Origin of the sequence: Mycolicibacterium thermoresistibile, from assembly GCF_900187065.1 — a bacterium.
GTDB classification, from domain to species: Bacteria; Actinomycetota; Actinomycetes; order Mycobacteriales; family Mycobacteriaceae; genus Mycobacterium; species Mycobacterium thermoresistibile.
On sequence record NZ_LT906483.1, the window covers coordinates 2,626,663 to 2,640,202 of the forward strand.

14 protein-coding genes are annotated in these 13,540 nt (G+C 64.5%); all 14 read right to left on the minus strand.

Annotated elements, in window-relative coordinates:
* Positions 1-23 precede the first annotated feature (23 nt).
* Complete coding sequence (locus tag CKW28_RS12285) at positions 24-1,292, minus strand: MCE family protein (RefSeq protein ID WP_003923533.1); 1,269 nt, start codon at positions 1,290-1,292, stop codon at positions 24-26.
* A gap of 4 nt (positions 1,293-1,296) precedes the next feature.
* Complete coding sequence (locus CKW28_RS12290; protein ID WP_040545875.1) at positions 1,297-2,154, minus strand: ABC transporter permease; 858 nt, start codon at positions 2,152-2,154, stop codon at positions 1,297-1,299.
* Positions 2,151-2,900 (minus strand): MlaE family ABC transporter permease, encoded by a 750-nt coding sequence (locus CKW28_RS12295; protein WP_050811857.1) that lies wholly within the window; start codon positions 2,898-2,900, stop codon positions 2,151-2,153. Before CKW28_RS12295 ends, CKW28_RS12290 begins: the two co-directional genes overlap by 4 nt.
* 146 nt (positions 2,901-3,046) lie before the next feature.
* Positions 3,047-3,874: an SDR family oxidoreductase gene (locus tag CKW28_RS12300; RefSeq protein ID WP_234785019.1), complete on the minus strand. Its 828-nt coding sequence runs from the start codon at positions 3,872-3,874 to the stop codon at positions 3,047-3,049.
* A 154-nt stretch (positions 3,875-4,028) separates the two neighbouring features.
* Positions 4,029-4,997 carry a fumarylacetoacetate hydrolase family protein gene (locus CKW28_RS12305; RefSeq protein ID WP_003923537.1) on the minus strand — a complete coding sequence of 323 codons (969 nt, stop codon included), beginning with the start codon at positions 4,995-4,997 and terminating at the stop codon, positions 4,029-4,031.
* Between the two features lie 8 nt (positions 4,998-5,005).
* On the minus strand, positions 5,006-6,184 hold the full coding sequence (locus tag CKW28_RS12310) for a flavin-dependent monooxygenase (RefSeq protein ID WP_040545899.1): 1,179 nt from the start codon (positions 6,182-6,184) through the stop codon (positions 5,006-5,008).
* A gap of 61 nt (positions 6,185-6,245) precedes the next feature.
* Positions 6,246-6,680 carry a DUF6640 family protein gene (locus CKW28_RS12315; protein ID WP_003923539.1) on the minus strand — a complete coding sequence of 145 codons (435 nt, stop codon included), beginning with the start codon at positions 6,678-6,680 and terminating at the stop codon, positions 6,246-6,248.
* A gap of 1 nt (position 6,681) precedes the next feature.
* Positions 6,682-7,245, minus strand: coding sequence for a nuclear transport factor 2 family protein (locus CKW28_RS12320; protein ID WP_308210514.1), 564 nt, complete (start codon positions 7,243-7,245; stop codon positions 6,682-6,684).
* Positions 7,172-9,091, minus strand: a complete 1,920-nt coding sequence (locus tag CKW28_RS12325) for an acyl-CoA synthetase (protein ID WP_081475403.1) — start codon at positions 9,089-9,091, stop codon at positions 7,172-7,174. The genes CKW28_RS12320 and CKW28_RS12325 overlap by 74 nt, the downstream gene beginning before the upstream one ends.
* A 59-nt stretch (positions 9,092-9,150) precedes the next feature.
* Complete coding sequence (locus CKW28_RS12330) at positions 9,151-10,107, minus strand: NmrA family NAD(P)-binding protein (protein WP_081475402.1); 957 nt, start codon at positions 10,105-10,107, stop codon at positions 9,151-9,153.
* Between the two features lie 43 nt (positions 10,108-10,150).
* Positions 10,151-11,386 carry an NAD(P)/FAD-dependent oxidoreductase gene (locus CKW28_RS12335; RefSeq protein ID WP_003923543.1) on the minus strand — a complete coding sequence of 412 codons (1,236 nt, stop codon included), beginning with the start codon at positions 11,384-11,386 and terminating at the stop codon, positions 10,151-10,153.
* Positions 11,387-11,432: 46 nt separating this feature from the next.
* The gene (locus tag CKW28_RS12340) at positions 11,433-11,762 is read right to left on the minus strand and encodes a non-heme iron oxygenase ferredoxin subunit (protein ID WP_003923544.1); all 330 of its coding nucleotides are present in this window, start codon (positions 11,760-11,762) and stop codon (positions 11,433-11,435) included.
* Complete coding sequence (andAd, locus tag CKW28_RS12345; protein WP_003923545.1) at positions 11,759-12,232, minus strand: anthranilate 1,2-dioxygenase small subunit AndAd; 474 nt, start codon at positions 12,230-12,232, stop codon at positions 11,759-11,761. Before andAd ends, CKW28_RS12340 begins: the two co-directional genes overlap by 4 nt.
* Before the next feature lies 1 nt (position 12,233).
* Positions 12,234-13,490, minus strand: a complete 1,257-nt coding sequence (locus tag CKW28_RS12350) for a Rieske 2Fe-2S domain-containing protein (RefSeq protein ID WP_040545877.1) — start codon at positions 13,488-13,490, stop codon at positions 12,234-12,236.
* Positions 13,491-13,540: the final 50 nt, after the last annotated feature.

Consider the following 13,540-nt stretch of genomic DNA (forward strand, 5'->3'; position numbering starts at 1 on the left):
GAGCGAACTGCAGTAAGTCGGGATCACGGCGGTGGTGGTGTTCCCGGAGAGGTCACCGGCCCGGGGGCGGGGCCGCCCGGGTACCGGATGCTCGGCGGTTCGGGCACCGCACGGGTGACCGGAAAGTAGTTCGCCCAACCGGGGAATCCGATCCCAGGATTCGGGCGGACGTCCAGACCCGTACCGAACCCCGTGTTGGTCACCAGGTAGCGCACCGGCCAGTTGTCCGCGACATCGGGCAGTGAACCGCAACCGGGCTTGCCGCCCGGCCCACCCTTCGCAGCGTTGATGGGCAGGTGGTCCGGGTACCGGTACGGATCGTCACCCAGCAGTAACGCCGCGTCCAGTACGGCTGACTTGCCGTTGCCACCGATGTAGTCCATGGCACCCTTGTCGAGCGCAGTCTTGGCACCGAGGAGCAGGCACGTCAGTCCCGGGTTGTACTTCATCAAGAGGTTTGTCGTCGGCTCGAGCCGGTTGATGGCGTTCACGAGCTCGTCTTTGCTCGGGCTCAACACCTTCGTCCCGCTGTTGGAGAAGCCGGCCAGCCCGACCAACAGAGCATCGAGTTGTTGAGCGTGACTCGTCACGGTCTCGCTCGTCGTGCTGGCCGCGTTCAGTGTGTCGAGGAGATCCTGCGCGGCGACGGCGTATGTGTCGCTCACCCCGGCCAGCGAGCGCCACGTCTCACGCATCGTGTCGGTGCGCGAGTTGAGTTCCAGCAGCAGCTCGTCGGCATCTGTTGTCGCCACGCCTATGCGATCGCCCTGACCTCGAACCGCTTCGGACAGCGCCGACAGCACTGCGTTGAGTTTGGCCGGTTCGATCTGTGCGATGAGGTCGACCAGATTCTGGAAGACGGTGTTGACCTCGACGGCGACATTCTGTGACCTCAACACCGCCCCGGCGGACAATCTCTGGGGGCTGGGCTGACGCGGATAGACCAGCTCCACGAACTTCGTTCCGAACAAGGACGTCGCGTCTATGCGGGCCTCGACATTGGCTGGTATGTGCTCGATCTGCTTCGGATCGATCTCCAACCGAAGACCTACCCGGCCGGAACCGCCCGATACGCCGGCGACACGTCCCACCTCCACCCCACGCATCTTCACCTTCGCGTAGGGCTCCATGACCAGACCCGATCGCTCGGCGGTGAGTGTCACCGGGACACTGGGCGTGAAGGACTGGTTGAACGCGGCGACACAAAGGGCGGCTGCGCCCGACAACGCCACCACCAACATGGTGGCGAACCACTCGGACGCGATGCGGGGTGTCTTTCGCCGAGCAGCCATCGCGCTATCCGGAGAAGTTGAATTGACCGGTCTGGCCATAGATCGCCAGAGATACGAACAGGATCAACAGAGCAGTGGCGACCAACGAGGTTCGGGTGGCGCGCCCCACCGCCTCCCCCACACCGGCCGGGCCGCCCGAGGCGGTGTATCCGTAGTACGTGTGAATCAGCATGACGGTCGCCGCCGCCACGGTGGTGACGGTGAAGGAGCGGATCACGTCCGCGGGAACGAGGAAGGTGTTGAAGTAGTGGTTGTAGACACCGGACGACTGACCGTATATGGCGGTCGTGCCGAAGCGCGCGGCGAAGTAGGCAAGGATCAGCGCCACACTGTAGAGCGGCAGGACGACGACGACTCCGGCCACGAGTCGCGTTGACGCCAGGTAGGCGATCGAGCGGACACCCATGACCTCCAGCGCATCGATTTCCTCATTCACCCGCATGGCGCCGAGCTGGGCGGTGGCACCCGCACCGATCGTGGCAGCCAGGGCGATCGCGGCGGTGGTCGGAGTGATGAGGCGTGTGTTGAGGAAAGCCGATGCGAAACCGACCAGGGCATCGACCCCGACCTGGGAGAACTGGTTGTATCCCTGCGCTGCGATGAGACCGCCGGTTGACATAGTCAGGAAGGCGACGACCGCGACTGTGCCGCCGATCGCGGCAAGCGCACCGGTGCCCAGGCTCATCGCGGCGACTTGCCGTAACAACTCGGCCCGGTAATACACGCAGGCATCGAAGAGCGAAACGATCGTCGTCCCATAGAATCTCGTCTGTTCACCGATCCGGCGCCAACTTGACCGGGCCCGCCGCCGGATCTTCACGAGGCGTGGGAAATGCTGTGTCGCAACGGTTGTGACGTTCATGTGGTGATCTCGAAGCCGATTGCGGTAGCCACCAGGTTGATCAGAAAGAGCAGGACGAACGAGAAGACAACGGTCTCGTTCACCGCGTTTCCCACCCCCGCGGGCCCACCTTTGACGGTCGTGCCCTGGTAGCAGGCGACCAGCCCCGCACTCAGTCCGAAAAGTGTGGCTTTCACCATGGAGACCAGGACGTCGCTGAGTCCGGTGATGAACGTCATGCCGGCCACGAACGCGCCCGGGGTCACGTGCTGGAAGAACACGGAGAAGAAGAAGCCGCCTGCCAGTCCGGTGAGCGTCACCGACGATGACAGCAGCAGTGCCACAACGGTGGCGGCAAGGACCCGAGGCACCAACAGCGCACGGACCGGGTCGATCCCCATCACCTTGAGGGCGTCGAGTTCTTCGCGGATCGTGCGTGCCCCCAGATCCGCGCACATCGCCGCTGCGCCCGCGCCGGCGACAACGAGAACGGTCACAAAGGGTCCGATCTGATTGACCGCACCGACCGCGGCCCCGCTGCCGGAGAAGTCGGCGGCGCCGAACTCGACCAGCAGGACATTGAACGTGAAGACCGTCAGGACCACGTAGGGGATCGACAACAACAGTGTCGGCACCAGCGACACCCTGGCCACGAACCACGTCTGTTCGAGAAACTCCCGCCACGCGAACGGCCACCTGAATGTGGCGACCAGCACGTCCAGGGCGAATATGAAGAACCCCCCGACGTTGTGCAACGGCTTCAACATCCCACCGCCCGCCGACCATCCCCTGGTCACGATGGCGCCGGCGGCATCCTTCAGCTGCGCCGCAGAACGATTCACCGGCGATCACCGCCTCGGGGGGCGCCGGGTGCCGGTTGGCGCCTCACTGCTGTCCGCCTCCGGCCGGATCGTCAGTCACGGTGCGCCCCTTGCTCGATGGGTTGCGGGACGGCGGGCACGGCCTGCTCGGGACCCATGGCCGAATAGCCTCCATCGACCGCCCAATCGGCGCCCGTCACGGCTGACGCCCGAGGAGAAAGCAGATACGCGACCACCGAACCGACCTCCTCGGGGTCGCACGTCCGGCGCGTGAGATGAAGCGGAGCGGCGAGCCTGTCGATCATGGTGCGATCCCCGCCACTGCGTTGGTCCATGATCTTCGACCAGGTCCACCCGGGACTGACCGAGTTCACGCGGATGCCGTCGTCGGCCAGATCCATCGCCATGGACCGGGTCAGTTGCACCAACGCCGCCTTGCTGGCCGGGTAGACCCAGCGTCCGGTCTGCGCCACCTTGGACGACACCGACGTGAAATTGACGACGGCGCCGCCGGCCTTTCGCAGATACCGGCGGGCTCGCTGCGTCACGATCGCCGTGCTGACCAGATTGACGTTGAGGGCTTCCAACCACTGCGTGCGCGTGCTGTCCACGCCGTCATCGATGTAGCTGCACGCGAGATTCACCAGCCCGTGGAGGCCGTGGCCGTCGGCATCGATGGCCGCGATCGTTTCCGCCACATCGACGTCGTTGGTGATATCGGTTCTGTAGTACCGCACATTGCTTTGGAGTTCATCGACGATCGTCTTCGCGCCCGTCTCGTCGATGTCCACGATCGCGATCATCGCTCCGGCCGCATGGAGCACCCGCACGACACCGTGGCCCAGCAGAGTGGAACCGCCCGTCACCATGACCGTGCGGCCGGCCAGGTCGTGTGCGCCTGTAGTCATGTCGTCACCCATCGATTCATGTTGGTGCACAAAGTCAACGGCTTTCCCTGCGCCGTCGCTATCCGCTCGACGCCATCACTATCCGGTCCGCGGCGTCGCGACGGACCGAGCTCGTCGCCCGAGAAGCGCCGGCGCGGCCCGGGTCGCCTGCGGTTCTCAAGACCGGTCACGCTCGCTTGATCGGATTGTCGAGTCGGCCGACTCCCCCGATCTCGACGGACAGTGTTCCCTCGAGACGGCTCAGGTCCACATGGCGGACCGTCGGGAACCGTGCAGGTGCTGCCACCTTCACCGCGGTGCCGAAGTGCACGACGTCGCCGGGTTCCAGCGTCATGTATTCGGTGAGGTGCGCCAACACCGTTTCGACTGAGAAGGTGAGCCGACTGGTCGAGTCGGCGAGTATCACTTCGTCGTCGAGGAGACAGGTGACGTCGAGGTTGTTCGGATCGCCGACCGCCTCGGTCGTCACGAGCCATGGCCCCATGGGCGCGAAGGAATCGCATCCCTTGGACCGAGCGTGATAGGTCAGGTACACCGACCGGTCCTCGGGTCCACGCACCTCGCGCCAGTCGAGTTCGACGGGTCCGATGGCGCCCACGGTCGGTGTGAGCTCCATGCTGTCGCGATCCTTCAACGACGGTGACGTGATGTCGTTGATGATCGTGAAGCCGAGGACCGCATCGAGCGCTCCTTCAACAGTCAGGTTGCGGACGCGCCGGCCGATCACCGCCGCCAACTCGGGCTCCGGGTGTGTCAGCCCGAACTCGGATGGGACAACGATCGGATCACCATGGCCCACCAGGGCCGACGGCGGTTTGAGGAAGTATGCGGGCTCCGTCGGCGGACGGTGGGCATACTGCGCGATCGACCTGTTGTTGACCGCCACACCGATGATCTTGGAAGGGTTCGGCGAAGGCGGTAGCCACCGCACCGCTGCGGGATCGACCACCGTCTCGACGACACCGTCGGCGACCCTTCTCCTGAGCGCGTTCAGCAGTTCCTCGCCCTCGGCGAGAACAGCGTTCATGTCCAGGTGGTCACGCCCCACCAGCCGGCTCGCGTCGATCAGTGCACCGTCGGCACCTTCGATCACCAGCAGGCGACGGCCACCGACGCTGACGCTTGCGAGTTTCACACCAGCTCCTAGAAGATGCCGTCGACGGCGACCTGCGCCATGTGCGAACCGAGCACTTGGGCGGCGACGTCATAGTCGGAATAGGCGTGTGCGGCGCCGGCATGGATATCCCGCCAGAACCGCTGCATGGGGTTCTCGTCACGGACAGCTGCGCCGCCGGATGCCTCGAACAACCGGTCGGCGGCGCGAACGCAGACATTCGTCACATACGACTGGTTGGTACGCCAGTTCACCAACTCGTCGGCCGTCGCCAGCCGCCCGGAATTCGCCAACGCATCCAGGTCATTCCAGTCCTGGCGCAGCATGCGGTACGCCGATCGCAACTCATGTTCGGATTCCGCCAGGCGCATGAGTGCCGGCGCAGACTCGGCGACCTTCGCGCCGGTGTATGCCCGTACCCGAGATGCCAGGCGCTCCTTGTAGAGGTCGCGCATCGCTTCAGCCGCTCCGAGCGCGATCGCACTGAAACCGATCGCGAAGACCGGAGCGAAGGGAAGGCGGTAAATCGGCGCGGCATGAGTGCCGAAACCTCGTGCCGTTCCGTGGTTCAACGCGCTGAACGACTCGATCCGATAACTGGGGACAAAGGCGTCCTCGACGACGAGGTCGTGGCTTCCTGTGCCTTTCAGTCCCATGGAGTACCAGGTGTCCTGGATCGTGTAGTCGCTCCTCGGCACAACCGCCAGGTGTGGCTCCGGCACGCCGTCGATGCCGGGCAACAGCAGACCGAGCATCGCCCAGTGGGCGTGTTCACACCCACTCGACCACGCATAGCGACCGCTCAGCCGGATCCCGCCGGCGACCTGCTCGCTCTTGCCGATCGGTGCCACCGACGAGCAGACCAAGGTGTCGGGCCCGCCGCCCCATATCTCATCCTGAAGCTGCGGACTGTAACTGGCGATCGTGTGAGCGTGCACGGTGAGCAGCTGCATCGCCCAAGCCGTCGACGTACACGCGCCCGAGAGCAATCGCGTTGCCTCGGCGACCTCGGCAGGGCTGCGCTCGCCGCCGCCGAACCGCGCTGGAACCAATGCGGTCAGGAACCCTACCCGGCGGAGGTCCTCGACGCTCTCGGCCGGAACACTCCGGAGGCGTTCGGCGTCGACTGCGCGGGCTCCTATCGCCGGCAGTAGGGGGCGCACCAGATCAGCGAGTGATTCGGTCTGCGCGACGACGTCTGTGGACATCTTCAGCACTCCTCTTGGATGAGAACCGCCGGGAAAGGCGGTGGATCGTCACGTTCGGACATCAGCTGGCGGCAACCAGTCCCACCCCGCACAAACCGAGGAGGACGAACGTCGAGAACACGGTGACATTCAGATCGATCCGTCGCTCGCGCCCCATCACCTTCACGGGGACAGGCGGATAGCCGTTGTCGTCGTACAACCGCCCGCCATACAGACGCATCGACGCTGCCGCCACGTAGAATCCGCCGTAGACGCAGAGCGCCAGGAGTGCCGCGAGATACGCCCGCAGCACGGATCCTGCTCCGGGTATCCACAGCAGGCCGAGCGCCACCAGTCCTATTCCGATATAGCTCGCGACCTGCCACACCACGTGGTAGCGCGCGTGCGGCGTCCACTTCGGGTTCGTCGCGTGAGTCTTGTTGAAGTCCGCGTATGCCGGCACGGCGCTGAAGCCGAGGATCACGACCGTCAGTACGATTCTGGCGATGTCGAACATGTCAGTTCTTCCTCGATCCGAACTTCGGAACGGATCCGAATAGTGGTGTCACGACCCGACTTTCGAAACGCCACACACCGTCGGAGGTCCGTCGATACGTGTCGGAGTAGTCGGCGATCAGGACCGGCTTCAGCGGATGTGGAGGTCGGCCGTTCGCGGCGTGCAGCGTGAGCACACACACGCCGTGCGCACAATCACCGTCGACGTGTTCGAGATGCAGATTGGAGAACAGGTGCCGCGATGTGCGTGGACCGGCGGCTCTGCGGCGTTCGTAGAAATCCTGGATCTGATCCCGGCCCTGAAGGTCGAACGCCTCTCCCTCCGCCATGTATCGACCCTGGGGCGTGAACAGGTCGGCGACTCCGTGACCGGATCTGTGGTCGATACGCCAGGCGAATTCGGCCACCAGCACTTCGATCTGCGCGCGGATTTCGGAGGCATCGTCACGGGTGTTCGCGACGCTCATCGATGGCTCCGGGAGGGTGGCATGGTCATCGTGGGAGCTCCCAACTGAAGGTGAACGGCTGGAGTGCGAATTCGACCGCATCCCAATCCACATGTTCATGATCTTGTGCGCTCAACCGCACATGGATGTCTCCGTCGGAGAGACTGCTCGATACGGCGACGTTCTGGATCCCGAAGGTCGACAGCGCCTCACGCACTGCGATGCGGGTCTCGGTCAGCCGCAGCGGGACTTTCGTCGGCTTTCCCACCGCGGTCACGGGCAACTCGTCGACTCGAGTGATGCTCTTGGGTATCGCCGCGGGCTCAGGGACCCGGCTCGCCGCCCAGGCGATCAGGTCATCCTCGGTGACAGACGAGCCGTTGTCGATCGTGACGTATGCGACCGGCACCTCACCGGAGACGGGATGCGGACGCCCCACTGCCGCAGCACCTGTGACCGCAGGATGTGTGAGGAGCGCGTCTTCGATCGTCGCGGGGTCGATGTTGTGCCCTCCCCGGATGATCACGTCCTTCGCGCGGCCTCTCAGCTGGACGTAGCCGTACTCATCGACGCAGGCGAGGTCACCGGTGTCCAGCCATCCGTCGACGACCTTCCCCAGAGTGTCGAGGACCGGACGGCCGTCGACATTGCCGATGACATAACCCGGGAAGACCGTCGGTCCGCTGATCGCCAGGTTTCCCACCGTATTCGGTGGCAGGTCTTTCCATTTTCCGGTTTCACGGTCTATCTCAATGGCTTTCACCCTCTGGTAGGGCAGTCGCTGGCCAACCCATCCTGGGCGGGGGTCGCTGACGAAGTTTCTCGTTGTCGCACACGTCGCTTCGGTGAGTCCGTATCCCTCGCACAACGGCACACCCGTTCGGTTCTGGAACGCGTCGCGGACGGCCGCCGGCAACGGGCTGGCGCCGACGAGGCCGAATCGCAGGCTGCTGATGTCCGCGTCGACCGCAACCCGGCTCAGCGCGGCGTATGTCGTCGGCACTCCGGAGAGGACGGCAACTTCGTACCGCTCGACGATTCTCCAGAGGCGCTCATATATCTGCGGTTCTCGATAGCCGAGCGGGCCCGCCCACACGACATGCTGGCCCCGCAGCATCGGCGCCAGCACCGTGACGATGAGGGCGTTCACGTGGAACAGAGGCAGGGCTGCGAAGAACACCGCGTCGTCCGGCACCGCGTCGTTCAGGGCCATCATCCAGGCGTCGGCGATCTCGTTCGCATGCAGGTGTGCGGCCAGTTTCGGCACTCCGGTCGTGCCGCCCGTGTGGAAGAACGCGGCGAGATTGTTCGCCTCCGGAGGTTCCGCGTCCAGCGTGTCACCGCCGATGCCTGATATGGCGTGACTGAGGTACTCGACCTTCACTCCGGCAAGAGTTCCGAGTTCAGGGGGCCTTCCCGTGGCCCCGGTGGGCCGCAGCGCCCAGATCGCCTCTGCCCCGATCTCTGCTGCGGCCGCCCTTGCCTTGTCCCACATTTGAGGGTCGACCTCGGGCCCGGCTGCGATCAAGTGCCGGACGGCACCGCGTCGCAGCAGGTGGGTCACGTGTTCTGGTGCGAGACTGGGGTTCACCGGAACCGCGATGCCGGCCGCCTGTGCGGCAAGTAGTGCGGTGATCAGTTCAGCGTTGTTGGGCGACATCAGCCCCACCGATGATTCGCGTCCGACCCCGGAGGCAGTCAGGAGATTGGCGACCCGCCGAACGTCCGTCAACAATGTGGAGAACGTGCGCGTCTGGGCGTTGTCGATGTCCTCGGTGCTCGGCAGCACGGTGACCGCTTCTCGATCGGCCCACATGTCTGCTGCTCTTTCGAGCGCTGCATAGGAACTGGCGGGCAGGCCCCGTTTCTCCAGTGGTACTGCTTCGACTTCCTTGAGATCTGCGCGGGTCTCGAACCGAGGCCACAGCAGCGACCGTTCACAGGCGCCGGCCCGGTCCCGCACCATCGCTGGTTCCACGACCATCCCCTCTGTGGTTTGTCGATGTGAATGGCTGACCGAGCGTGTTACCGTCCGCTCGACCCGGACTGGGAGGGCAGCGGAGCCAGGTTTGCGGCATTGATCTGCATCCACGCCCGGAGCGTGAGCGGCGGCCGCTGCAACAGCCAGCCCAGCGTGCCCGAGGTCCGCGCAGCGAACTCCCTGTGCTGCTCGAACTCGTAGAACTTGAGGAAGTATTCTTCACCGCCGCGCCACAACTGGTTGTAACGCGCGCCCATCAGCTTCCGCCAGGTTTCGACGCTGTCGTCATAACCGATCCGGCGCTGCAGCACGTCACTCAGCATTCTGGCCACCTCGTCGAACTCCAGCACATCGTGGCCGTTGTCGACGTCGTACTGGTGACCGATGTGCCGGTCGTCGTGGCTGAGTATGATCCGGGCCGCGGCTTCCCCGACATCAGCGGGATCGACCCAGGCGGCTCTCCGGTTGTAGGGCATGGACAGCAGGTCATACTCACGGATCGGATTGCCCCACCGCAACAGATCATCCGTGAGATACGCGACCATGTTGAGATGGACCACAGGCAGCCCGCTGTCGTTCAAAATCGAACGAGCGACGAAATGCTGGGTTGCGGGACCGCCCAGATCGCGCATGTCCTGCGGGACATCGGAGGGCTTGACGTTCGGAAGGACGCCTTGGATCCTGACGATCACGCGCATGTCTCCGGCCGCCCGTGCGCCCGCCACCAGGTTCTCCATGGCTTGCTTCTCGTCCAGGAAGTCCGGTGTGACAACGAATACCGCAGAGACCCCGTCGAGTGCGGCCTTCATGGCGTCGGCGTCGAGGTAGTCCGCGGCGATGATCTCCGCGTCAGGGAACTCCCGGGCGAGGCTCATGCGACTCTTGTTGTTCCGGGTGGCGAGTCGGAGCTGTACCGCAGGATCGTGGTAGGAGATCCAGCGCGCCACCGGTAGTCCCAGGTGGCCGGCCGCACCGAAAACGAGAACTCTGTCCGAAGTCATCTACCATTCCTCTTCACGTCTGTGAGCAGTGCTTTCGTCGACGCTAGTTCGGGGTGGGCGGCCGCACTATCCGAGCAACGCTACGACTGTCCTCAGGACGTCGATCGTTTCGGTGGCTCATCGCCTCCCCGCGAAGCTGTCGGCGCCACTTGCCGAATGAACGCGGTGACGACACCGCGAGCACCGCCTGCGGCTCTCCGGCTCTCCGGTACACCGCGACGAAGGGGCCATCTGCGGGATCACCGTCCACGATCTCGATCTCGCAGTCAGGTGCCTGATGGCCGGCGAACTGGATTCGCTGCCGGTACAGCTCCGACCACACGTAGGGCACCGGATCGAAGGTGTCGGCGGACGTTCCTCCGCTGAGCAACGCCTTCACCGCGATGGCCGGCCGGGTGGCTGCGGCGGTCCAGTGTTCCGCACGGGTGAACTCTCCTGTCGCGCAATCTCGGACGGCTGCGCAGTCCCCCACCGCGACGACTCCGGGGATCGAGGTGACTCCCCGCTGGTCGGTGACGACTCCGTTGGCGAGTTCGACACCGCTTCCGCTCAACCATCCGATGTTGGGAGTCGAACCGATGCTGACCACGACAACGTCACTTGCGACCCTGCGACCGTCACACAACTCGACTCCCGCGACTCTTCCTGCACGGGTGGCGAAGCCGGCCACCGTCGCACCGGTGATCAACTCAGCGCCGGCGCGTACGTGCAGGTTCGCCAGAAGCCCGCCGATGCGTGAACCCAGCACACGCTGCAATGGGGTTCCGGCCGCCTCGATGAGAGTGACCTCCGCGCCCAATCCGACGGCAGTGGACGCGATCTCACTGCCGAGGAACCCGGCACCGACGATCGCGACACGGGTCCCTCCGGCCAGCTCGTCCCGGAGTGCTCGTGCATCGTCGAGGCTGCGGAGAACGTGTATGCCCGCTATACCTCGCGTACCGGGCAGGGCGATCGCCGACGCCCCGGTGGCGACCACGACCCCGTCGGCGACCAGTTCCTCGCCGCAGGCCAAGGTGATCGAGCGGTGCCGACAATCCATGGCGACGGCGGCGGAGCCGAGGCGCCAATCGATTTCGAGCGCGGCGTCGTCGGGGGTTTCCAGCGTAAGCCGCTCGTCGGCACCCGCCAGGAACTCCTTGGACAACGGTGGCCGGTCATACGGGCGATGAACCTCGTCGCCGACGATGCTGATCCGTCCGTCGAAACCCTGCTCGCGCAGGGCGCGTGCGGATGACAGGCCGGCGAGCGAGGCTCCGACGATCACCACCGACCGCATGATGGGAGTCCCCCGTCACGATGCCCTCGGTTCACCGGTTCATCCCTCAGAGGCCCACGATGATGTCGTCGCCGTCGATGCGGATCTCGAAGGACCGCACCGGTTCGAAAGCCGGTCCTCTCCGTACCTCACCGGTGGCGAGGTCGAAGAGCGCCTGGTGGAGTGGACACTCTATGCATCCGTCTTCGATGTAGCCGTCGGAGAGTCTGGCATCGCCGTGCGTGCATCTGTCAGCCAACGCGAAGATGCGGCCGTCATCGTTGAACAGTGCGATCTCGATACCGTCGACCACGAGGCCGAGCGGTTCATCACCGGGTACGTCGTCCAGACACGCTGCGCGAACCCAGCGCAGGGTGTCGGTGTGCTCGCCGCTCATACCGGGATGACCAGCAACGTCTTGACACGCGCGTTCTCGAAGATCGCACGCTTGGTCGCGTAGCGCCAACCGTCGGGGGTACGCACCACCTCGTCCTCGTATGACCCCACCTGGAACACCTCGGCGTCCAGGCCCGACAAGGTACGGATGACCAGATAGTTCGAACGGGTGGAAACCCGGTCAGACGACTGCGACACGATTTCGAGGCCGGACACGAAATGCCGATATGTCTGGGCCTCGAAGATGTTGGCCTTCCGCAGCGACACGATGCGGTCACGCATCATCGCCCTGCCGAAGCAGTGCATGACCCCGGCGGGTCTGCCGGCGCGTACGTTCTCCCGCGGCAGAATCTCGTAGGTGGCGTCGTCGGTGAAGAAGTCGGGCCAGTCTTCAAGCCGATCGTCGTCGATGGCGCGGATGTAACGATTCTCCAGATCCTGCAGTTCATGTCGGAGGGTGATGTCGTCCATCTCAGAGCCCCATCAGTTTCTGGTAGCCGACCCAGAATCGGCGGATCGCGTCCTCCGATATGGGATGTTGATTCCGGTGTTCCTCATCGGCCTCCAGCGCCATGAGGGCTATCGCTTCGCCGGCCGGGCCGACCGCCGTGGCTCGCTGAACGAGTTCGATCGCCTCGCCGTCCTCCATCGAGATCAGGCCCGCCGGACCGACGAGGTTGAACTGCGCGATGCGGTGTCGTCGCATCTCGGGAGTGTCGTCGGCGTAGCCGAAGAAGTTGAAGATCAGCTCGAACTCGTCGACCCCTTTGGGTAGCACGTTCCGGACGGCGAGCACGTTCTGGATCTGCATCACGACGAGTTGCGGGAAGATGCACTGGAGGTGGTTGGTGATGATCTCGTCGAATTCCTGCCAGTTCTCCACCAGTTCGGGGTTCTCCAGCCGCAGACCCTCCTTGAACGAGGTCACGTTCGCGTAGGCCGCACCCTTGGTCGGGTCCTCGGTGTAGAAGAGGTCGCCGCAGTTGTGGACCTCATGGGTGTCCCCGACCACGATCTTGACCCGTTGCCCGCTGCGCACCAGGTTGAAGGTGCTGTGAAAGGCATGGAGCAGCGACGCGTGATAGCCGTCGCGGACGTTCTCCAGATAGAGCTTCCAGTTCCCCCGTATGCGCTGGCGGGTACACCCGAGATATTCGATCGGCTTGTGGAAGATCCGGTCCAGCCCCGGCGTCTGGTTGCCGAGATAGGCGAGTAAGTCCGGAGTGGCCTCATCGAATGTGCCGAAGACCAGCCCGCGGTAACTTTCGACCCTCAGCTTCTGCAGGCCGTTCTGTGTGGGATCAAACGATTTCGGCATTCCCGTGCCGTTCGCACCGCGGCGGAACGGCACACCCTCCAGATCGCCGGCCGCGTTGTAGCTCCACTGGTGGTAGACGCACACGTGACTACGGGTGTTGCCGGTCTGCTCCCGGCACACGGTTGCGCCGCGATGGGCGCACCGATTGACCCACGCCGCCAACCGGCCCTCACCGTCACGGGTCACCACGACGGGCGTGTCGCCGACGAAAGTGCTCTTGAAGTCGAACGGGTTGGGAAGCTCCGCCTCCAGGGCGAGGAAGTTCCAGATCGGCCCGCGGAACAACCGTTCCTGCTCGCGGTCATAGACCGCCTGGGAACTGTAGACCTCGTAGGGAATACGGGAGCCGTCGGACGTCGGGAACACCGGCATTCCGGCTGCTGCATCGATCATTGCGGCGGTCTCAGTCATGACGATCTCCCGGGTGATGCGGCTGGGTGGGCAATTCGGTTCTCTCCATC